Below are 21,619 nucleotides of genomic sequence, written 5' to 3' on the forward strand. Positions count from 1 at the left end.
GCTATTAAGTGCTCCGTTGTGTAATGATGATTTTTAATCCTTCAAAATCTCCGCCAGTTAATGTACCCGCATCGAATTTATCTAGCCATGATTTGTCTATTAATTTCTTGTCTACGGTTTGTTTGATTAAATCACGTACTGCAGCTTTTGTTGTCTCATTTGTAAATTTCATACAACCATCATCCTTTTCAATTTGTTGTGGTATATCCATACCATTCAAAATATCGTTTTTAAATTGACCCTCTGATATCCCCATGCTCATCAAATATGAAAATGGATCTCGATGTGTCGTACCTTTTAAATGATCTGTGATCCAGCGGTGTGACTTTATACCATTGCCACTACCATCAAGTATAGTAGGGATTCCAGCATCTTTTGCAAGCTCCCTTAATACCCAAACATAAGCCGCGTAATCTTTTTCAAACTGTTCCTTATTATTGGTTCGAGCTAGTTCTACTTGGGCAAAGCTAAATGGATTCCCTTTTGGCCCACAACCATATTGCACGCGATTCACGGGGGCAATTTGTACAATACGTCCTCCACCTCCTACCCAATGGGAAGTGAAGGCATTTGCTTTATTACGATTCATAAAGGTTATTTCATTTTCTAGAGCGTTCGGGCCACAATTATTTGCATTGCCCGATTCATGGGCAATGACGTATTTGACTGCAGTTAAAGCATAGTTTGGTAGTCCTGACATGAAGCGCTTTTCAATGACATAACTCATTTTCCATTACCCTCTTTATCTGAGTATTGTTTATATAATTGATTGCTAAAAACAGCAGCTCCACTTACAAGAACCCCTTGTACAATACTTTGCATAGTGAAACCCATCAAGCCGATTGTAAACGTAACCCCAACTACTAATAAAATATAGGGAATCAACCAATCTTGCATTTTAGGTGTATTCTTTAAAACCTGTCCTATAACCAATAAAACAGGCACTACAATTAGCGCCTGTTCAATAATATAATCATATAAAAATTCCATAGTATGATCCCCCTAGTAGGTTTTGATAACAAGTGTTAACAATCCTAAAATAACAGCGCCTATAATAGTTGTAGATACCCACCAAACGATTTTATCAATTTTGTTTAATCGATGGTGAGCATTTTTAGTACTCGCTAATGCTTCCTCTGCGATATCCTTAGCGTTATCCGCAGTTTGACGAATATCTCTAATATCATCAATTTTTGCCTCGATACCTCCAAGTCGTTCATAAATATTTCTGATTAATTCATCTCCCATGACATCAATCCTTTTCTCTTTTGATTCAAATAAAAAGCTATGAAAAGTATCGAGATTCAGTAGTTCATCTCGATTGCTTTCATAGCTTAAAACACATAAAAAATAACGCTAGCTTATGCTGCGTTTACTTGTTTTCGCTATTAAGTAATGCTTGTACAGCTTCTCGCCATAACAACGGCACCTGATCGATTGTTCGCAAATTCATTTTAATTAAATCCCAATATAGTTTAGCCATTATAAAACCTCCTTGTTTGTTAATGTCTCCACTAATTCAGCAACGGCTATTTGATTCTCTACTTTGTCTCGTTGTTGTACCTCTGCTGATTCAGCTATCGCTAATTTCAGTTGTTGTGTCTCTTCTTGTAATAGTTCTAATGCTGTTTTAGGAATATCAGTGTACTCGTAATATACAGACTTTGTTTCCTTGTCGTAAAACATTTCGTGCGTTTTACCTGGTATGTTTTCAGGTTGCGGAAAAGTACTCATGTCATACTCGACCGCAATTTCTCCAAACGAAAACACGCTTAATACTTTGACTTTTGTTTCCTCTGTATTATCAATGATAATCATGTGCGTCCCTCCTTTTTATGGTTACCAAACGATTTCTACAAAACCATGCCCGCCTCGCGAGCCAAAAAGTGATGCAGAACCGTTATATGCACCTGCACCACCGCCTCCACTGCCGCGATTTCCAACCTCTCCACTTTGACCCATTGGTCCACCGACGCCGCCTTTAGCGCCTTCTGTGAATATCTTTCCTGTTTGCATAGTTGGTCCCCCTAAACCTCCAGCACCGTCAGAAGGCGCACCGCCTCCGCCTCCACCTTGTCCATTTTCGGTATACCAACCATCACCGCCTGAAAACGATGCTATAATGCCTCGTATTTGAGTTTCTATAGCCGCCGGGGCTTGTGGTCCTCCGTTTTTAGAAGGGTTGATTTTTAGTACACCGCCACTACTGCCTGAAGTTGTCAACGTGGCACCCGCGCCCGCGCCACCATTAATGTAACCCGCCCTATTTTCGGGAGTAGCTCCACCACCGCCGCCATAAGCATAGAACCCGCCAACTACTCCACTATAACCGCCGACTCCGGCGTATATAAGGTTGGCTTGACCTGACACTGTGTTAGGCGAACCGCCTGTGCCTCCCTCACCTACTAAGATGCTTAGAGTAGTTCCCGGCGTGACTTTTAGGAATCCGGATATGTATGCTCCGGCACCACCGCCACCGCCACCCATGCTTTGATAGTATCGACAGTTACCACCGCCGCCACCACCCGCACCCCATGCACGATAAACAATGCGCGTTACATTTTCGGGAACTACCCAAGAATGGGTACCAGGTGTACTGAAAGTAGTTCTGTTTGTTTCTGGACTTGTCACCCCACTTCCACTACCCTGCAAGAAAAAAACCGCACCATTAAATGCTATTGTATACAGACCACCTGTCGCTAAAGCTCCTGCGGTTAAATTTTTACCTTGACTGTCGTAAATTGGATACGACAAAGATGTTTTCCCCTCAGCGTACAGTATTTGTATCGTAACGTTAGAAACGTTAGCGGCATCATTTTTTATAAACCTGAAAGCGAATCCTGTTTGAGGAACTGGAAAAGTGACATTACGGTCTACGACTGGAACGTTTGCTAATGTTATTGCTAAAGAGTTTTGACCTGTAGCCCTACCACCATAACGAACATGCCCTAAATCATCTTTGATATGGGTATCGAGCTTCGTATTAACAATGGCAATAGCTTCTGTGTTATCAGCCACTTGTTCGACAAAACCCTTTGATTCATCCTCAATACGTTTCATTTCTGTATCAATCTTATCCAGATTATCGTTAACCACATTTACATTATAAAACTCATCTTCATTATCCTTTTTAAAACCATAATTAACAGTGTCAGTAGACATTACGATAACACTTCCTCTCTCAGTTGTTTATGTGTATAGGCGGCCAATTGAGCGTGTGTAAAGCGCGCCAGTGCACTATGTTGGATGTATCTAATTTCCACATACACCAACATGTTTTGTGGAGTTACTCGCTCTAGTAATACCTCTACAATTTCAAATTCTCGAGACACGGTTAACTCCAGCTTTACACGTACCCACTTTTCAGATGAACTGCGAGTAAGCTCATATTTCCCCTCTCCTAGTAGGCTATCAAGTAGCTGTTTCAGAACGGGAAAACTATACGGTGCTTGTTCTTGATATCGTGATAAAATGCGAAAACGACGTGTTTCTAGTGTTTCTGATTCATTAGTAATTAAACCAAGCATTCTCTCATAACGATGGGCACCACTTTCATCTAGGGTAAGGATAAATTGATTATTAAATAACGATTCCGTTAGTTCCCATACTCGTTCTAATGATGGATTTTCAAGTGATGCGATCTCTTGAAGTTCCTTGATTTCGTGAAGGATAGGAGGGAGGTAGCTTAAAACATCCACTTTTCTAGCCACTTATAGTCCCCCTCTTTGGTATTGCTTCTTTATCAAGTTCCAGGTTACTTGCCTTACCATTTAATATTGTGTTAGCTATATCGATGACTCCATTAATACCAAGAATCCGTGTTTCAATTTGGCTTATACGAATAATCAGCCCTGCTTCATCTTCTTGTTTTGTAACTGCCGACGCCCAAAGTTCTGCGAGCTCCTTAAAGTATCCATCAATTACCTCTTGGATAGCATTCTCTACATCCTCAAAAAACCAACCAGATTGCAGGGTAATTGTTGATATGATATTTACTGTTGTTTCATTGACAGCCGAAATAGTAACGTTGTGATCAATAGGAGCAAGGCCAACTCCGTCACCTTGCGCATCTAATGGATCCATCAACTGTTGTACTAACCCCACTAATTCATTGGATGGTTTCGAAAAAGTAGAGTCAATAATCGTAACGCCAACAGTGCCACCTCCATATTTTGCTCGGTAGATACGTGCACCTCCAACCCCTGGTATATTTCCAACTCGCTCTTTGTAATCGGCGCGGTTCCCTCCAAACGAAATACTTTCAAAGCTATTGAAATAACGCGATCTAAAAGCTTCTGTATCTTCTTCGTTCTCTCCTGGAATTAACAAATCCGTTAACTGTGCTGTCTCAAGACCTGCAATGTAATCAATCGGTATTAGTTGTCCTGTCTCGAAATTTCCAATCTCACCTACGGTTTCACACTCCAGCTTAAAAATACCTTTTTCGATTTTTTCAAGGACTACGTAGTTGCATTCTTCCTGCGAAAAACGTGCACCTAAGGGAACATCGATATTGAATACTCCTTTGCGTATAGCTTTCGTTGCAGGTGTTGGACTAAGTCCCCGTTCAGCTGCCCGCCTTATTAAATTCTGTCGTGAGGCCGTATCTGCGAACATTTGATTTTCGTAGTTTAGCAATGTAAAAAGAATTTGAGCTGTCTCGGCAGTATTGGCTGCTGTTGCCTGATAAATCAACGATGTCTCTCGTTTATCCTGTGCTGGTACATTAGAAAGTTTCTGAACTAATAAATCCTCATAGGAAGTATTTAAATCAAAAATTGCTACCATTAATAATCCACCTCTTTCTCTGCAGTGATTTCACCAAAAATGGTGTGGGCTACGTATTGAACGTGCACTTTATTTTTAGTGGTTGTTACTTCAAATGAATCAACATTCGTAATGCGGTCATCTTGTAATAAAGCCTCTTGAATGCGTTGTTTTACTTCGCTGGCAACATATACTGTTGGTTGGCCAATTAAATCATTGGTTTCAAAACCTGTGTTCCAACTATAAATTAAATGATCGTAACGCTCGATATTAAGCATAAAAAAAATCGCTTGTTTCATGGCCTCTAGTTCATCAATGGTGCCATAACAGCGATCTAATTCGTTATTTATTTTAAATGTCTTAGAAGGTTCAATTTCTTCCTCAAAATCGAATGTCAGTCCATCGTTTATGGCCTGTGGAATCATCAAATCACCTCTTTGTCTATGATTAAGTATTGTTGACCACCGTGCACGCGGATCATCGTCACCTTGTCACCCGTATTTAAGCCGTTATAGATTTTATATATCTGCTCTGGTCCACCATCTACACCCATCTCTACTTCATAGTCCATTACAGCACGGGTGAGCTTCAATTGTTCTTCTTTTAAAGTCAATTTCTGATCAATTTGAACTTCTAGTGGATCTACTCTTAATACATTGCCATAAATAACCGTAGCGAGCTTTTGGGCATTCAGAACTCCCAACACAAGTTTTTGAATTTCTTTTAAAATATCCTCCATACTACGCAATGAAATCACCGCCAATCAGCGTTAAATCCATACTATAATTAGATTCTTTGAAGGTATGCCTCACACTTTCAACCATCATGAAATTAGCCACTGATAAGTCACCAACATACAAGAGTACTGCTACCTGACTACCACCACGTACAATTGGATTACCGAATACTTTATTAATGTGTAGCTTTCTCGATTTACGATTATAAAACTTAAGCATGCTTTCTGCTTTAGCCTTGCCATTTACCCCTTCATCGAACTTATCTGTTAACTGAAGAACACCCCAATCGGTCATCCTGCTTTCACTTTCGGCCATGTAAGTAGCACGTTCACCTGTTTCTTTATTTTCACGTACTAACTTGATTTTGTTATACGTGTTTTCATCAATGGATGAAGTATATTCAAACGTTTCACCTGATTCTTCATCTATCAGTAAATCGGTTTGAAGCGCCTTAGCTTCACGTAAATTCAAAGCTCCAAAGTCATCATAGAGCACAAATAGCCTTTGAGTATTAAGAGTCGTTTCAGCCAAGGCATTAGACATAACCGTGAACAGTTCTTGATTATCTTCAACCATACACGGTATTACATACTTTGTATCGTCTATAGTACCGGTCTTTAGCTTAAAGTCCTTTGCAATTATTTTAAGTACTTGAGCAGCTGTTTTATTCTCATACCTATAAGTATCTTTATTTTTAAAGTAGCGAAGTTGATCGTAACAAGTAACCGTAATGATTCTGTTATTCGAACGTTTCTTGGTAAAGACAAAACCTTTGAAAATCTTGTGTCCGTCATATTCGAAAGTAACTGCATCCCCCTCATGAAAGCTAAGCATACCATCCTTAATTACATTGAATGTCAGTTTTCCTGGAGTGCCTTTTCGATGTGTTTCCCACACTATACCTTCCTCTACGGCACATTCGTATAGTTGCGCCTTACTCATGATACAAAGTTTTGATTTAGCCAAGTTTTATCACCTGCCCTGGTTTAATTACGTTTGGATTGCTAATATTATTAATTTTTGCTATTTCGGTGTATTTAGAGCCATCACCTAAGTACTTCTTAGCAATAGCCCACAATGTTTCTCCTGCTTTAACAGTATGTGTTTTTGGGGTTTCTTTTCCTGTAGTTGGCCGCTTCTGCTCTACTACAGCTTTCGATGCGGTCTTTGCTGTACTTCCTGCATTATTATTTGTAGCTGGTTTCAAGTAGATTTTTTTATTGCCGTACTCCCTGTATTGCTTTAACTGGATTCGTACAATAACATCAAAGCCATTATCGGCTGATTCCTTAATCTCATAATCCTCAATTGATACAGTCATGTTTGTGTCAAATAATAAATTACCTGTAGGCAGCATACGATTTACGAGAAATCGAAAAGGTTTTTCAGAGATTTTTAATTTTTTTAGTTTACTAAGGTAAAATGAAGCTGGTTGAAAACCATTTGGATAAACAGCAAATGGGTAGTTGACGTTGGGCAGTAATACCTCAAAATCTATATTCGTTAGTCCTGTTTTTTTTATTACATTTACTTCTCCCTCATTCATTAACACTATAGTTTCGTTTCTGCCATTAATCTTCAGAGTGAGTTCGGAAGGTGCGATAGGAAACTGTAAGCCATCTAGAAAAAAATTATACATCTTCGATTGAACCCCCTTCTGCTAGCATTCCTGAAACTTCTTCAACACGTTGACCAAATCTATCAATAATGCCATCAATATCTAGTTCACTGCTAATTCGGTTTTCATTTTTCATATCTACTTTGATTTCTGCCGTCGTATAACGATTGATTGCTTCACGTTCAGCTATATCACGGAGATACTTTAAATCCTCATTCATTATTTTAATACCTTCCGTTGCCTTCTCAGTATTGTCCGCTGTTTTCTTACCTAACTCATTACCTTTATCGAGTTTGTCACCTAACGCTAGCGCATTTTCAATGTCATTTTTTATCTTATCATCTTTAATATTGTTGCTTTTTTCTTCACCTGATTGAAATAGATTGGCCCCCCAATTGTATCCTTTATCCCAAGACTTACTTAATTCTTTAAATTCCATTTTGGGCGCTTCCCAATAATCATCAGGAGCTTCGCCAACCCAGTTATCCAAAATTCCTCTAAGACCCTTTAGATCACTTGTAATGGACTCTCGGTGACTATACTCTGTACCCACTTTTAAACCTACGGAAGATGAAATATTCTCTGGTAATAGCTTCACAAACCAATTCCAAGCTTGTATCGCAAAGTTAACTGCGTCAACAATAGCATTAACAAAGCTTGTAGCAAATCCATCCCATCCACTAATCATTGAAATAATTAAATCTAACATATTAGTTGCTAGATTATAAAATAATTTCTTTACCGAATACATTGGGTTTTTCCATACATTCACAAAAAATTCCACATAAGAGGCCCACATATTCCACATATAGGCGATTACATTATAAATCATTGATCCTAACACCATGAATGCCCCAGCTATTATTCCTGTAGCACTAACCGATGTCCCAGCAAAATAATTGAAAGCGGCTACCGCTAAATAGAAAAGACCAATAAGAATTACAATGGCTATTACTAAAATAAATATAGGATTGGCTGCTATCGCTGCATTTAAGCCCCATGCTGCAGCTGTTGCGGCTGATGTTGCAGACACACTCGTCCATGTAGTTGCCGTTAATAATCCAATCGCAAGCGTTCTTAGACCAGTCCAAATCGTACTGGCTATTTCTGCTGCTTTTACTAGTAGTAAAGCAGACTCGTATACCAACATTGCTGCTGCAACAGTACTTATTATAGGAACTATAAACGACCAACTATCTTTTAAACTTCCATCGGGTATAAAAAAACTCAATGTACTCGAGACAATTGAAGATAATTTCTCCATAGCAATAGCTGCATTTTGCACGAGCTCCTTAAAAAGATCGCTTTTTACAATCCCATCGAATATTCCCTCAAAAGCCAAACCAAGGACAGCTTTCCTTATCTCGGCCATAGAAATTTTACCACTACTTGCTATTTCTCGTATTTTCTCAATTAAAGCATTAAGGTAATTCGTAGTATTTTGGACACCATTTGACGTAGACTGAAATGCATTATTTAAATCCTGGCCTTGAAGGTTTCCACTTCCCATTGCTTGTGTTAAAGGTTGCTCGGTTGTTTGTAAACCATTGTTGATTAAATTTAACCCTGATGTGGTGTTATTTTCATTGGACAAGAGTACTCTCCCAACTACTTGAAAATCTAAATATTTACCTGCTATCTCCTTGATTTTAGTTAATAATCCACCAACTGCTGTAGTACCATCCCTAATATTGTTGCTAAAACTTTGTAGGGTGTGATCAGTTTTTCGAATTTCGATTTCAACTCTGTTAAATTGCTCAGCAGTTTTAGCTAATTCTCTTTGAGCTAGTTGAACACTAGAGATATCCATCATTTGCCCAGAAGCGGCATGCATAGCTTCCAACTGATTAACCATTCTGGAAACCATATTATGCATGGCTTTAATTGATTTACTTAAACGATCATCAATTTGAATTGCCGTACGGATTGTAGCCATGAACTCTCACCTCTTTATAAAAAAAGCATCCTTTGAGAAGGATGCTTTTATGGCTATTGTTTAATAATTTAAACTTTAACTCTTCCTAAACTTAAGTAGAGCTATGTGTTTTCTATTGTTTCCAACTCAATTTTCCAGCATAATTGAATTTGCAAGACTCCAAAATTGACATAAATTAAATAAATGATAGCCCTGTAGGCTAATTTGCTACTTATTAACGCTTTCTACCTTTTTTAGACCCTCGTTTTGCCTCGCGTTCTTGCTTCTTATCTTCCTCGATTTTAATCCGTAGAGACGCTATAATACAAGCTTTATCCGCCAAGGATAGCGATACATATTCAGACGGAAGACGACGCATTTTATGCACCCACCAATGCATTATATTAGCTTCACCATCACCGTCGTCTATTAGTTTTTTATTTCTTCAACCATATCCTCTAGTTCCGCTTGATACCCATTAACTTCCTGTGCTACCGCTGAGGCATCTGCAATTTCACCAATTGTCAGCATCTTACCAAGTAAAGCATCAGCCCCCATCACACCATAAGAATCCTGTAGCTCTTTATCGTTTAAATTAGGATATACAATAGATTCAATAGTTAATAAACGTTGGTATTTAAAATGATCAAAATCAGTATTATACTGCCCCTTACGCTTTCCTTGCATAATCATAGAACGCTTAGTAGATTCAGATTTTAATTCCTCGTCTCGTTCTGGCGAAATTGGCGCGAACTCCCATTCAATTGGATTCCCTTGTTCATCCACGAATTTCTTTGAAATAGCATGCTTAATGTTTTCATTTTGCTTTTTATTGTGTGCAAAAAATGCAGTTAAGTTTGACATAATTAATCACCATATCCTTTTTATTTATATTTAAAAGAGCCCACATCATGAGCTCTCGTTTTATAGCATTTCTTGTAATGTTGTAAATTCTTCTGGCATATCCCAATCCTCGAAGGTGAAATCAATAGAATCCTCTAAGTACTCCGCATCTGCATCTAATGCAGCGATGATACCTCCATCCATATTACAATCAACCAGAATCGTTGTTTGACGACCTACCGACGCTGACCCATCTTCGTTAGTCACTTGGATATCAAAATAAATATCCTGCCCAGTGTCTTTGTATCGCTTTAATAACTTACGGAATATTGACGTATTAAAGTGGAATGTAGCACTGCCTGTATATTCTGCTCCAGTAGCCTTATTACCTTTAGCTACACGCCCCATAATAGGAACTTGCGTTTTAGTTTTATCCATACGAGCTTCTAAATTAATTAATTGAGCAAATAAATAACGACTTCCTTCAACCGTCACGTATGCTCGACCTTGAGCACCATGAATGGCATTGCGAGCATGCATTGTAGCATCCGCAAAATACTGTAAATTCATTGGAATTAATGTTTTGTTTGATTTCATCTGTTTGCCCTCCCTTTATGCTACTGTTGTTGTAATGTAAAGTTGTGACATCGCAACCGTAGGAATCACGACTTCATTTACTACAACAGCTTTCTTTGAATTACCTTGTGCTACCGTTAGTTCATCCTTGTTGTAATTTTGGATAGCTCGAATACGTTGCATTTCCATTCGATGACTACCAATGTCATTCCATAAGGAAATGCGACCATCTTGATCATTTGGCACCTGACCTAAATAACGAGTATTAAATAATTGAGCTGTATCAATCGCAAGCTGATCAAGTACACGAATGACTTGATTCAAGCTGAAGTCCTCGTTCTTATCATCCGAAAATGAAGTAAAGGTATTCACATCTTCAAGTACACGAATTTCATCACCAACACGATGTAACAAATATTTGCCAGCCTTTAATAAAGTTGAGAGATGTGACTGTGTCTTTGTTTCAGACATATCAAGTGTAAATTCACCCTCGTATTTTTTATTAGTATTTGATTTATTGACAGCCACCCCAGCTTGAGCACCAGACACCCAATATACGGCACCAAATACTTCTTCTTCCGGTCCGATAGTATCGTTTTGTACATCAATAATACCTTCATGGTTAGTACTGCCAAGTTTATGACCTACAAGTTGGAATTTACCACCGATTTGGTCACGAATACGCTTTGTATATTCAACATACAGCGATTTAATTGAACCTTCGGAGGACAAGCAGCCTAGAATATTGAACCCGTATGCTTCTAAAGCGTCTAGTGCCTCTTGATGTGCACCTCCAGTAATAGCTAAGCCATTGGATCCTCCAGCTAATGCTGTACCAGCTGTAACAGCTAGAGGTGCATTCGGTTTAAACACGACAAAATCATTGGCGATTAAGTCTGTAGCAGTCGCTACTGCCATTTGCTCGTCTACTAACACATTAGCAAGTAATGTTTTAACATCGAATTTCGATGGCTCATCAATATTTGCCTGAATGACAATCGTAATATCATTCCCTCGAGCACCTTTGTACTTAGCTGTTGCAAAATCATTTGTCGCTGCCTCTGCATCCACCGCAAGTTTGTAAAAATAAACCGTGACCGCATTTTTAAATACATCACGGATACCTTTCATTTTTGAGTCCATATATTCATAACCAAAAATTTTGCGTGAATCCTTTCGTAAATCCTCTTGTGTTACAGCAAATACTTCACCATCTACGCCCCAGTCAAGTGCAATTGGCAAACCAACATAACCACGATTGCTTAGATTTACAAATGCACGAGTAGCGCTAATAAAATTGTGATATTTTCCTGGTAATACTTTGTTTTGTGATAAAAATACTCCTCCACCTAACGCCATATTAATTACCTCCCTTATCGAATTTCTTTAATATTTCATCCACTTGAGCGAATGAATAAGTTTTACTTGAATCTAGTAATGCGTTTAATGCATCACGGCGATATAAATATTTTTGACTTTTTAAAAGTTGATCTTTTGTAAATTCAGGTAATTTTGAAAAAATTACGTTTTTGCTTTCCTTCAACTCAACCTTCTTCTGAATTGCTTTTGCCAACTGAAACCACCTCTTCTTTGTGCATATAATGATCTAATGACCCCATAAAAGTATTTTCTTCATTTTCTTGTAAGAAGAAATTAAATTGAATAAAATTATTGCCAATGCCTTCAATAACTTCGCTAGTTGCTCCGGTACCAAGCAGTAGTGAACCATTTAACAGCGTTATTTCTTTTATTACTTGTTGAACCTTCAAAGTCATATTAGCCGCCTCAGATATGCCATTTTCAGGGAAGTACTTTACATTAAACTTTGCTGTTACTTTCCATCGACCACCTATTTGTCGGATATGCTCTAAGCTCAAAAACTGAATTAAAAAAGCAGGCGTATGAAACTCCTGCGGCACTTCATCTATATATTTTTTATATTCCGCTCCGAAAGCTTCGTGAAGCTTAATAGATAAAGCATTTTGAATATCATAAATTTCCATCCAAAGCCTCCTTCAACAAGTTCGTTAGTAAATATGAGCTCAGGTGTTTTGATTATTTAAGCTTCAGCTCATCCAATCGATCCAACCTTGATTTGTGAATCGTTTTTTCTTCTCCAACTAAAAAACGCCTTCCCTTATACCGAATAGGAAAGCGTCATTTTACTTTTACTTGAATGTGAACCATTTCGCATAGTCTCCTTTGCAATTGATTGCTTAGAATACGTTTTGTTCTTATGGAACTGATGAGATGTCTATAGCTACTACCCTTGCCCACTTAGCTTTGTTTTACAAATCTTTCAACTGAAACCACTCCCTCTTTTGCCTGTTATATTCCTGGAGATCCGATAACTAATCTCTAAAAAATAAAACAGCTTATTTATGCCTCACCCAAGCTTATGGGACATATTGATCGGTCGACGGTCTCACTCTTGTTAATTTATGATGTTATAAATTTCAAAAGGGGAAATCCTTACCTCGTCGTCCTACTTCCAAGTTTACACTATCAGTTACTTAAAATGATATATTTGGAACGTTTGGAACATCTGTCACACTTGGAACATTTGGCAATTAAAAAAATCTTACCAAGCAATTCTTCTACCTTTAGATTTAATCAAGAACTTTTGGAGGTATAGAATCTTCTATTTGTTTTAGAATTCCCTTGTGTTTTAATATGTATTTTTGTCTAGTAAAGCTTTGTACTCGCACTTCAGTGAATACGAGTATTAAACAACCGATACGAAATGGATTTCTTGAGCAAATTATTTAAAGGATTATAAAAAAAGAAGTAACCCTTAGGTTACTTCAGCATCATATCTAAAATTCTTTCACGCACACGTTGTACACTAGTATGACTCATATTCAGATTTGCTCCAATCCAGCGAAATGGCATACCCTCTAGTAACCAGAAAAGGACTTCCAGTTCAAGGTCGCCTGTAACCTTGTCAGCTAAATTTTGAACTAATAGTAGCTCATCTTTAATCTTGTTCATACGCTCCTCACGTAAAGCCCTCATCTGAACATGTGCATGAACTGGGTCACTCGCTCTTCCAATAGCTTTTGGCATTGCTGCCTCAAAGCCATACTTGGTTGTAGAAGCCACAGCTGTCAATGATTCTAATTCTTCCTTCATTCTCATGTACTTACGCATATTGTCATTGTACTTTTTAATTGCCTTGTCTAGTTGGTAACGATTTAGTGGTATTTTCTCTATTATCATAGCTTTGCCCTCCTATGTATCTTTTCAATTCTCTCTGCTCTATCATTCCGTCATTAACCGTTAAGTACTTACCCTTGTGCTAAATAAATATCAACCACCCATCCTCAAAATCCCCTTTTGGTTTTTAAGTGCTAGTTCATCCTTGACCACCAAACTTACGAAATTACATTTATTAGCAATGGCTCACATTTTTATTTGCCAAGCATTTCTAAAACTTTTTGTCTCTCGGCCTCAAAATCTATCGCGCTGTTATTAGTTTCAGTAGATGGTATTGGGTGCTCTACTTTATCATTACGCTTATCAAACCATTCTGGCACTATTTCTCTTCGGCCAAGAGACTTTTGATAAGAATAAGGGAAGGATTGCTGTCTCTTGTTTATCTCCCTTTGTTCCTTAGCCTTTAGTTGCCCATCATTCGTTATTAAATCTGTTCGCCAGTTTACTAAAATACGCTCTATATACTGAATTGGTTTGTTTGGTTGCTGTAGCACCGCAATTTTCATAGCCTCATAAACAAGGACTGGATTATTTTCACATGCCATATGTTCTATACATTCGCAAATATAACTAGAAGCTTTTTGGATGTTTTCATCATAGAATTTAGTTAAAAAAATTAATTGTTCGTTAGTGACTGTCGACTGACTATCTTCACACTCTGTTGTTTCTTTTTCTTTTTCTTTTATTTTTTCTTGTTGTTTTTCTTCTTCCCTACAGTCTTTAGAAGGTCTATCGATAGGGTATGGATAGGGTATCGAATCTTTATTATTACTATCATTAGACTCTTTTTGCTCATTCAGCTTATTTAACCATATACATACGGTATCGATACTGTATCCTAACTGTTCTAATGAAGTAACATAGCTCCTAACAAAAGGGATATGTTTAACGGCAAGAAGCTCTTTTTCGATACATTTTTTGACTTTAGGAGAATTGATAAAGTTGTATTTCGCCCAGTTAATCAACATGATTTCCTTTGTTAATTCGTTGTAAGAGATTTTCCCGTATTCAAAGAATCTTTGTAATAATTTTTGTACAGTTTCACGGTTATAGCCGGTATGCATTTCTATGACTCTATATGGTAATTCGTAAATGCCACATTGAGTTGTGTTACCGTTTGTCATCAAATATAGATAGAAGTATTTCTCCTCTGGTGTAAGATCTAATACAAAGCCATCATCCCAAAATGTTGTGTGTACATGCCTAAATTTAGCCATTTGCGTTCGCCCCTCATTCGTATAAGTAATTCTTTGATGTCTAGCTCGTATAAAATGCTTTTTTTAGTTTTTGTATTACTCAAATGATCCACCTTGTCCAAAAGCTTATTTGAAAAGTAAGACTGCCCCGTTTGAAGGGATACCGAGTTTATTTCTCATAAAATCCATATTCATTGACAATATTTATTCTAACGACCTACATTGAATTGAGACTGGTCCTTATTCTAAAGAATAATTATTTCAGTCATATTAGTTAGCGCTAACTCCGTACAAGTCCGGGGCTTGTTATTACTCATTCAACAATTGGAACGTTTAAATTATGATGGTTAAAAGCTTGCAATGGATTGATATATAAATTTTCTTTTGGTCTCCTTACAAACACAACATTTAGTTGTCTTGTTACGTAAAAAAATTTGGGATGGTTCCATTTCAAATAGTTCAGAAATTGCTAATGCTACTTCTAAAGAAGGTGTGCGTACTCCTTGCTCAATCATTCCATAATAGCTTTCACTAATAGTAATACCTATTGATTTATCAAGTTTTTCCACAACATTTTTCTGTGACCAATTATTTTGTTTTCTAGCCTTTATAAGTATTAACCGACGATTTGTTGTTTTCAAAATCGCACCCCCAACTTTTTGTTGTCTTAATAATACCCAACAAAAAGTTGTCAGTCAAACAAAAACTAGATTTTTTGTTGTTTTTTATTTTTAATTGGCTATAAACCCAACAAATTGTTGTATAATTAAACTATATATTTAAGTGAGGTGTAATCATGTCATGTCTAATGTATCGCAAAGGCTTAAAGAGTTAAGGAAAGAAGCTAAATTAACGCAAGCAGATGTTGCCAAATTCTTAAGTATTTCGGAAAGTGCGTACGGTTATTATGAACAAGGCCGCAACGAAATTTCCATAGGAAGTGTTCAAAAGTTAGCAGAAAAATACGATGTAAGTGTAGCGTATATATTATGTGAAACAGATGAAAAACAACCTTTTGATAAAGACGAGGCAGCTTTTCATGCATTTGCGAACGATCCAGAGTTGCAGGTTTTTTATAAAGAGCTTCCTAAATCAGATGAAGAAACCGTTCGTCGTTTACGTGATATTTGGGAAATTATCAAACATGAAAAGAAATAAGATGTATGTTTTTAGCCCTTCTTCCTAGAAGTGGGGTTTTATTATAAAATAAATAAGAACATACGTTTCATTACATAGAGTTTGGGGATGATTTTATGTCAAATACTACATACACTGAAGATTTTATTGAAAGCCTTTATACGAAAATAGGAATTTTATTACCACATCAGCTAGATGTTAATGAAATTGCATGCAGGCTAGGTATTTTACTATATTTCTGGGATAATCCTAGTCAAGTTTTGTTTTTGGGTGGAAGAGCTTATATTTTTTTAAATCAAGACCTATCACCTAAACAGCTGTGGCAGGATTTTTGCCATGAGCTTTGTCATGTTTTATTACATTGTGGCAGCCAGGAGAAAATGCCCTATTCATGGATTGAGTATCAAGAGTGGAAGGCTAATAATTTTATGGTACAAGCATGTGTACCAACATTTATGTTAAATAACATAACCTTACCAAGAAATGAGGATAAAGCCATTCAATTAATTCAAGAGCTATTCAATGTTGAACGGGACCTCGCTTATAAAAGATTAGAACAATATAAAAACAATAAATTTATACATGAATTAGATGCTAACACTCTAAAAAAGTATGGAAATAATAATCATACGATCTAGGATGATTATTTCGATAGACGGCTACTTTCCAATTAGGAAGGAAAATTTTTTGCATTAATGAAACCAGCCTAACTTTGCTTCATTGTGTATACCGAAGCATTGGAAACTTGACCAGTATTTTATGATTGGATATTAGTCTAAAAATGGAGGGGGCCCATTTAATAGTCCCCTCTCCTCTATCCCCCACACATCTCCACTTAGGACGAATTTTTTTTTCAAAAGAGTCATAAAAGGTTAGAAGGTACATTGTTCTAATGATTATTTCCTACTTAAATTAGGCATACAATTGCTGCCAATCGAATAGAAACCTATATAGAAAACATTTTGTTATGGGAAAAATAAAGTGGGGTGTGAAAGGATGCTTAAAGTAAATGATGCAAAAGAAATGGTACTTGGAATTGTGCAAGATGACCCATTGTTTGTTGCGCTACAGCATACGCCTTTAGAGGAGAGCCTATACAATGATGAATATTTGGCAGACATCGATGAAACAAATCACTATACGATAGCAGAAATCGCTGGCTGGTTTGATATTACAGATGCCATGCTTCGCTACTATTTGAAACCGTTTGAACAGTACATTTTTGACAATGCTACACCGAATGTAAATGGTAATATTCGCTTAGATTTGCCAGCTATATTAAGGCTAAGAATGATTTTATTATTAAAGGATGAATATCGTGTGAAGGGTATAAAATTATTGCTTGGTATTGATGATAATGGTCAACTGTTAAAGCATCAAATTACAGCTACGACCATGGATTCCGGAGATTTATCTCATAAAATTGATGTTCTTGGGAATGTCCTACAGCAAATGATTCAAACAGGACTCTTTCAGATTTTGCCGAATGAGAAGCATGGGACGTTACAAGTTAACATTAATCAGGAATTTCTTGCAGAGAATATTCAACGATTATCCTCCGATTCTACTCTTCAGTTTGAGGAAATTCAAAAAGAAACAGCAGAACTAAAAGAGGAGAATGAAAATCTCCAGCAACAGATTACCGAGCTGCAAGAAAATAGTGTCAAGGACATTGTACAAAAAATTAGAGAGCGTCATATCGAAAATGAAATCGTTTCTACTTTACGTACGGAAGCATTACAGCAATTTTCAATGAACAACCAAGTTAGTTTTTTCAAAAGGATGTTCAGATCTTCTCAAATTGACATGGAAAAAGAACAATTTGTTTTAAATTATATTTCAACGCATTTAGAAGAACGCTTGGAAGTTGCGTTGAGCGAATATTATGAAAAATAATCCAAATTTATTAGAACATGAATGAGACTAATTAAAAAGTCACAATCATGTTCTTTTTTAACGAGGAAATTACCTATTCTCAATCTGATCTCCTAATTCTATATGAGACCTAGATGGCTATTCCATACATATAGTTAGCGACTGCTTTTTTGTCTAAAATGGGCATTGTATTTTCCTGCGGTGCAAAAACTTATTAATATAATGATTACTCGCTTGCAAAAAAGTCCGTTAACAGCCTCAAGACTGCTAACGGACTTTTTATAGAGATAAATGAACTCTTTCTTCATCTATTTTACATAGCTGTGGTCCATATAGTGTTCTTATAATAAAGCCCCTTTCTTTATTTTCCACATAATCATTCAATAAAAAAGCTCCTAATCCAGGAATCTCTATTTGAGCATCAATAGTAATGTGTGAGCTTACTAAAAGATTACTAATTTCATGTAACAATTTCTCATCGATAACTTCGAGACAAATAAGTAAATCTAAATCACTCGTTGTAGTGGTTACCTGAATACCAGTTGCTAGCTCAAAGCCGACACTCCCAGTTGGCCCCCATTTTATTTTATAAGAATCAAATTTATAACGAATTTCCTTTAATAATGAATAAAAACGATTGTTCTTAAAAAAATCTAATTGGGTTATTAATGAGCAGGGTGTTGTAATGTCTAAAATATATTGCTGATTAATTGACGTACCAAATCTTTCATGTCTAGCATTTCCTCGTAATCCAATCGGTACTAATTGATTCATAATTGGTGCTCTGCGAACAACGCCGTAAGAGGTTGACTCAATAGACCGTGTTACCCATGCTGGAATTGCTGTGTGGTCATTAAGTTGATGTACATCTGTGAACTTAAGAATATCGTGAACATTTATTTCCATTGACTATCAATCATTTCACGTACTTTAATAGATGCCTGACGTCCAGATGAGGTAGCAATTTCAGAATGGAGTCGATTAGCTAGACTCGTACTAGGTTTAGCTATAATATCCTCATGAGCATTTTGTATCTCTGTTAGCACCAACTCAATATCTTCCTTATTAGGCTGTGTTGCATTAGTTCCATCAATAAGCTGATGTATTGCGCCAAGCTTGTAAAAGGACTGAATATCATACGCCATGGAAGGGACATCTTTAGATAATTCATCAAGCTCTTCAACAGTTCTTTGCGTAATAAGTGCAGCGGATTTTTTTGACATGACATGTACATTCACACCTTCATCATTTAGCGCTAATAGGCGATTTGCCTGCATACCATGTGCTAAAAATGCACCAGATATAGCGTTACCAACTAACACCGCTACGATGGGATGACCGACTATGCGAGCTGAAGCGTATGCATTCACGGCTGCTGAACACGCTAAATAGATACCTAACAGCTCCTCATGATAGCCAAACGCCTGACTTGGAACATCGACAATTGGTACAATCAATCTCTTGTCTTGTTCTTCATGATCCTCTTCAATAGCTTCATATATATATTTTGCTATTGCCCACCCCTCAAGTAATCCAACTTCACCATTTCGAGCGCGATAGTATGGATTATCGGGATTTGGTACAACTGTTATAAAACGTGCCCTTTTCCCCTGTACTTCACCATCAGCAACGAGAACAGAAGGTATTTCACTTATAGAAGGAGCAGTATTCGTTAAAGCATTAAACCAGCTTCGCCCACGGCTAGCTACAGTTATTTTAGGCTGTGATAATGGTTTATCAGCTACTTTGTCGTATGTTTTAAAAAAACTAATAGCTTGTTTAGGTAGAATTTTTTCTTCTATTTCTATAGCTTTATAGAAGGTTAAAAACTCATTATATTTTTTGATACGATTTTTGCATTCTACTTTCCCGTTCCATATGTCTTTAATGGCTTGCTGGAAATTTGGCACATCGTCCTCAACAATTACATCTGCTAGGCCTGTTTCTTTTCGTATTTCGCCACCAATCATCTGCCAAATTAACTGCTTATTTTTTGCATCTAGCTCCCTGACTCCTGCCTCTTGTTCAACAACTTCAGGTCCATTCATTCCTAAACGTCCCTCACGTGTCATAATAAGTGCACTACATAAACCAGCAGTTAATGACATACCCCCAAACGATCCAATTTTCCCTGGGATAATTCCGATTACTGGAACATGTTCGCGAAGCTCTACAATTGCCGAGCTGATTTCAGCAATTGATAATAGGCCATAGTTTGCTTCTTGTAATCGGACACCACCTGTATCATAAATAATAATTGGATAAATCAGCTGTCCATTTTTACATTCAGATAAAATTTTCTCCAATGTTCCAGCTAGCTTTGCACCTGACACTTCACCAATACCACCACCCTGGAAGCTTCCCTCAATTGCAATAACAACTGCTTGTTTATCACCTAGCTTTCCTTTCACTATAATCATCCCATCATCATATTGAGGTACAATATTTTGTGCAGTTAAATGAGGCGATTCAAATCGATCAAAAGGTCCTAAAATCTCGTATCCAGAATCTAAAATTAAAAAGGCACGCTCTCTTGCATAGCTCTCTACTAAACTAGTCATTAGTGGCTTAAGCATTTTTGCTCACCTCCAGCGCTTGAGCTAATCGGATAGACACGACACCTGGAGTTGCCCCAAAGTCGTTGATGGTAATATGTGCGGAGACATCATTTTGACTAAAAAAACGTTCAATGACTTGCCTCCATGTTTCGCTATATCCTGTAATTCCTGTTCTTATTTCTACTACCGTTTCTTGACCATTCGTTGGTTCTACTAGAACCTCTAAATCCCCTGACCCCACAACCCCAACATGCACACGATTCTCTAACACTTTAGATGCCGGGAATGAATAAATTAACTTTTCCATAAAAACACCCCTTTTGTGTTTAATGAGTTGCTAGTAATTTCTCCTTCAATAAACTATTCCATTTTTTGATTTTAAACAGATAGATGGTTGCTGCTAATAAATCTGCACTACCTCCTGGTGATAGATTGCGATCTATAAAACTTTGGTTCATCTTTTCGAGCTCCAATAAATTAGCAGATTCTAATATTTGTTTTGCCTGTTCTTTTGCATAATTTAATCCTTCTAATCCCCCTCGATGAAGAAGGCATGTATCATCTAAATGAGCTATAAGTGAAAGTAATGAAAAATGCTTAGCCTGTTCATAATTCATTTTACGCATGGAAGCCTCCAACACAGGTAAGCTATATTGTCGAATATGTGGGAATGCCAACTGAGCCTCTACCCTAGCACCGTTAACACCAAACTTATGAATAACCTTCATCCCATTCGACATATTTTTAGGTATATATCGATCCTCATAGCGAGCAATTTCTCCAGCAGTAAAACAAATAGATTCTTCATCCGCCATACCATCATAAATTGCTGCTGCCGCAGTAATTAACCCCAATGACCAAATAGCTCCCTTATGGGTGTTTATACCACCAGTAAATTGAAACATCATTTTTTCACCTTTACGCCCTATTGCCCCAATTTGTTCACGTAATGCTTGAGAGGGTCCATCATTGAAAGCAGCCATGGCCATTTCATAAAATGTATGTCGTAAACATTGTGCGGAGCCAATCATCAACTCTAACGTTAAATCTTGATGAGCACCTTGATCCCATCCATCTACAAGTCCAGGTTTAGGAGTCAATGTGACTTCTTCAATAAGAGATGAAACAGCCATTTGAGCTAGTGTTTTGGCTAAATATTGTTTATCAACCCCAACCATAGG

Annotated in this window: 29 protein-coding genes; 3 read left to right on the top strand and 26 right to left on the bottom strand. The window is 37.2% G+C overall.

Annotated elements, in window-relative coordinates:
* Positions 1–4: 4 nt before the first annotated feature.
* The 22 genes from AC3CH7_RS03855 to AC3CH7_RS03960 form a co-directional block, all read right to left on the bottom strand.
* Positions 5–727: a peptidoglycan recognition protein family protein gene (locus AC3CH7_RS03855; RefSeq protein ID WP_488381587.1), complete on the bottom strand. Its 723-nt coding sequence runs from the start codon at positions 725–727 to the stop codon at positions 5–7.
* Positions 724–990 (bottom strand): phage holin family protein, encoded by a 267-nt coding sequence (locus tag AC3CH7_RS03860; protein ID WP_031419177.1) that lies wholly within the window; start codon positions 988–990, stop codon positions 724–726. The genes AC3CH7_RS03855 and AC3CH7_RS03860 overlap by 4 nt, the downstream gene beginning before the upstream one ends.
* Positions 991–1,002: 12 nt before the next feature.
* Positions 1,003–1,248, bottom strand: a complete 246-nt coding sequence (locus AC3CH7_RS03865) for a hemolysin XhlA family protein (RefSeq protein ID WP_012293483.1) — start codon at positions 1,246–1,248, stop codon at positions 1,003–1,005.
* Between the two features lie 124 nt (positions 1,249–1,372).
* On the bottom strand, positions 1,373–1,483 hold the full coding sequence (locus AC3CH7_RS03870; RefSeq protein ID WP_196764891.1) for a CD1375 family protein: 111 nt from the start codon (positions 1,481–1,483) through the stop codon (positions 1,373–1,375).
* Positions 1,483–1,818 (bottom strand): hypothetical protein, encoded by a 336-nt coding sequence (locus tag AC3CH7_RS03875; RefSeq protein WP_332289081.1) that lies wholly within the window; start codon positions 1,816–1,818, stop codon positions 1,483–1,485. The genes AC3CH7_RS03870 and AC3CH7_RS03875 overlap by 1 nt, the downstream gene beginning before the upstream one ends.
* Positions 1,819–1,839: 21 nt before the next feature.
* Complete coding sequence (locus tag AC3CH7_RS03880) at positions 1,840–3,162, bottom strand: glycine-rich domain-containing protein (protein ID WP_332289083.1); 1,323 nt, start codon at positions 3,160–3,162, stop codon at positions 1,840–1,842.
* Positions 3,162–3,710: a putative phage tail protein gene (locus AC3CH7_RS03885; protein ID WP_207889729.1), complete on the bottom strand. Its 549-nt coding sequence runs from the start codon at positions 3,708–3,710 to the stop codon at positions 3,162–3,164. Before AC3CH7_RS03885 ends, AC3CH7_RS03880 begins: the two co-directional genes overlap by 1 nt.
* Positions 3,703–4,788, bottom strand: a complete 1,086-nt coding sequence (locus tag AC3CH7_RS03890) for a baseplate J/gp47 family protein (protein WP_012293479.1) — start codon at positions 4,786–4,788, stop codon at positions 3,703–3,705. Before AC3CH7_RS03890 ends, AC3CH7_RS03885 begins: the two co-directional genes overlap by 8 nt.
* Complete coding sequence (locus tag AC3CH7_RS03895; protein WP_012293478.1) at positions 4,788–5,192, bottom strand: DUF2634 domain-containing protein; 405 nt, start codon at positions 5,190–5,192, stop codon at positions 4,788–4,790. Before AC3CH7_RS03895 ends, AC3CH7_RS03890 begins: the two co-directional genes overlap by 1 nt.
* Complete coding sequence (locus AC3CH7_RS03900; RefSeq protein ID WP_012293477.1) at positions 5,192–5,506, bottom strand: DUF2577 domain-containing protein; 315 nt, start codon at positions 5,504–5,506, stop codon at positions 5,192–5,194. Before AC3CH7_RS03900 ends, AC3CH7_RS03895 begins: the two co-directional genes overlap by 1 nt.
* Position 5,507: 1 nt before the next feature.
* Entirely contained in the window at positions 5,508–6,470 is a 963-nt protein-coding gene (locus AC3CH7_RS03905; protein WP_243432660.1) for an XkdQ/YqbQ family protein, read from the bottom strand.
* The gene (locus AC3CH7_RS03910) at positions 6,463–7,143 is read right to left on the bottom strand and encodes a LysM peptidoglycan-binding domain-containing protein (RefSeq protein ID WP_036167579.1); all 681 of its coding nucleotides are present in this window, start codon (positions 7,141–7,143) and stop codon (positions 6,463–6,465) included. The genes AC3CH7_RS03905 and AC3CH7_RS03910 overlap by 8 nt, the downstream gene beginning before the upstream one ends.
* On the bottom strand, positions 7,136–9,058 hold the full coding sequence (locus AC3CH7_RS03915) for a phage tail tape measure protein (RefSeq protein ID WP_488381588.1): 1,923 nt from the start codon (positions 9,056–9,058) through the stop codon (positions 7,136–7,138). Before AC3CH7_RS03915 ends, AC3CH7_RS03910 begins: the two co-directional genes overlap by 8 nt.
* 214 nt (positions 9,059–9,272) lie before the next feature.
* On the bottom strand, positions 9,273–9,437 hold the full coding sequence (locus AC3CH7_RS03920) for a hypothetical protein (protein WP_008174525.1): 165 nt from the start codon (positions 9,435–9,437) through the stop codon (positions 9,273–9,275).
* Between the two features lie 29 nt (positions 9,438–9,466).
* Positions 9,467–9,901: a phage tail assembly chaperone gene (locus AC3CH7_RS03925; protein ID WP_012293473.1), complete on the bottom strand. Its 435-nt coding sequence runs from the start codon at positions 9,899–9,901 to the stop codon at positions 9,467–9,469.
* 60 nt (positions 9,902–9,961) lie between these two features.
* Positions 9,962–10,477, bottom strand: a complete 516-nt coding sequence (locus tag AC3CH7_RS03930; protein ID WP_012293472.1) for a phage tail tube protein — start codon at positions 10,475–10,477, stop codon at positions 9,962–9,964.
* Between the two features lie 15 nt (positions 10,478–10,492).
* Positions 10,493–11,815 (bottom strand): phage tail sheath family protein, encoded by a 1,323-nt coding sequence (locus tag AC3CH7_RS03935; protein WP_197223885.1) that lies wholly within the window; start codon positions 11,813–11,815, stop codon positions 10,493–10,495.
* A gap of 1 nt (position 11,816) precedes the next feature.
* On the bottom strand, positions 11,817–12,029 hold the full coding sequence (locus AC3CH7_RS03940) for a hypothetical protein (RefSeq protein WP_139015320.1): 213 nt from the start codon (positions 12,027–12,029) through the stop codon (positions 11,817–11,819).
* Complete coding sequence (locus AC3CH7_RS03945; RefSeq protein ID WP_012293469.1) at positions 12,001–12,459, bottom strand: phage tail terminator family protein; 459 nt, start codon at positions 12,457–12,459, stop codon at positions 12,001–12,003. The genes AC3CH7_RS03940 and AC3CH7_RS03945 overlap by 29 nt, the downstream gene beginning before the upstream one ends.
* Positions 12,460–13,255: 796 nt before the next feature.
* On the bottom strand, positions 13,256–13,675 hold the full coding sequence (locus tag AC3CH7_RS03950) for a hypothetical protein (protein WP_227256917.1): 420 nt from the start codon (positions 13,673–13,675) through the stop codon (positions 13,256–13,258).
* A gap of 191 nt (positions 13,676–13,866) precedes the next feature.
* Positions 13,867–14,889 carry a DnaD domain protein gene (locus tag AC3CH7_RS03955; RefSeq protein WP_488381589.1) on the bottom strand — a complete coding sequence of 341 codons (1,023 nt, stop codon included), beginning with the start codon at positions 14,887–14,889 and terminating at the stop codon, positions 13,867–13,869.
* A gap of 326 nt (positions 14,890–15,215) precedes the next feature.
* Positions 15,216–15,509 (bottom strand): helix-turn-helix transcriptional regulator, encoded by a 294-nt coding sequence (locus AC3CH7_RS03960; RefSeq protein ID WP_031419160.1) that lies wholly within the window; start codon positions 15,507–15,509, stop codon positions 15,216–15,218.
* A gap of 160 nt (positions 15,510–15,669) precedes the next feature.
* Here AC3CH7_RS03960 and AC3CH7_RS03965 point away from each other — a divergent pair, with 160 nt between their 5' ends.
* The 3 genes from AC3CH7_RS03965 (at position 15,670) to AC3CH7_RS03975 (ending at position 17,901) form a co-directional block, all read left to right on the top strand.
* Positions 15,670–16,026 (top strand): helix-turn-helix domain-containing protein, encoded by a 357-nt coding sequence (locus AC3CH7_RS03965; RefSeq protein WP_012293465.1) that lies wholly within the window; start codon positions 15,670–15,672, stop codon positions 16,024–16,026.
* 95 nt (positions 16,027–16,121) lie between these two features.
* Positions 16,122–16,643 carry an ImmA/IrrE family metallo-endopeptidase gene (locus tag AC3CH7_RS03970; protein ID WP_488381590.1) on the top strand — a complete coding sequence of 174 codons (522 nt, stop codon included), beginning with the start codon at positions 16,122–16,124 and terminating at the stop codon, positions 16,641–16,643.
* Between the two features lie 358 nt (positions 16,644–17,001).
* Positions 17,002–17,901: a hypothetical protein gene (locus AC3CH7_RS03975; RefSeq protein WP_012293463.1), complete on the top strand. Its 900-nt coding sequence runs from the start codon at positions 17,002–17,004 to the stop codon at positions 17,899–17,901.
* A gap of 258 nt (positions 17,902–18,159) precedes the next feature.
* Here the strand turns inward: AC3CH7_RS03975 and AC3CH7_RS03980 are convergent, their stop codons facing one another.
* From AC3CH7_RS03980 to AC3CH7_RS03995, 4 genes are read right to left on the bottom strand one after another with little or no spacing between them, the layout of a single operon-like run.
* A complete protein-coding gene (locus AC3CH7_RS03980; protein WP_447402753.1) occupies positions 18,160–18,786 on the bottom strand; it encodes a malonate decarboxylase holo-ACP synthase in 627 nt (208 codons plus the stop codon).
* Positions 18,777–20,456, bottom strand: a complete 1,680-nt coding sequence (gene mdcD / locus AC3CH7_RS03985; RefSeq protein ID WP_099805094.1) for a biotin-independent malonate decarboxylase subunit beta — start codon at positions 20,454–20,456, stop codon at positions 18,777–18,779. The genes AC3CH7_RS03980 and mdcD overlap by 10 nt, the downstream gene beginning before the upstream one ends.
* Complete coding sequence (locus AC3CH7_RS03990; protein WP_198694646.1) at positions 20,449–20,745, bottom strand: malonate decarboxylase subunit delta; 297 nt, start codon at positions 20,743–20,745, stop codon at positions 20,449–20,451. Before AC3CH7_RS03990 ends, mdcD begins: the two co-directional genes overlap by 8 nt.
* Positions 20,746–20,764: 19 nt before the next feature.
* Positions 20,765–21,616, bottom strand: a complete 852-nt coding sequence (locus AC3CH7_RS03995) for a triphosphoribosyl-dephospho-CoA synthase (RefSeq protein ID WP_099805092.1) — start codon at positions 21,614–21,616, stop codon at positions 20,765–20,767.
* Positions 21,617–21,619: the final 3 nt, after the last annotated feature.

This window comes from Lysinibacillus sp. F12, from assembly GCF_057773605.1.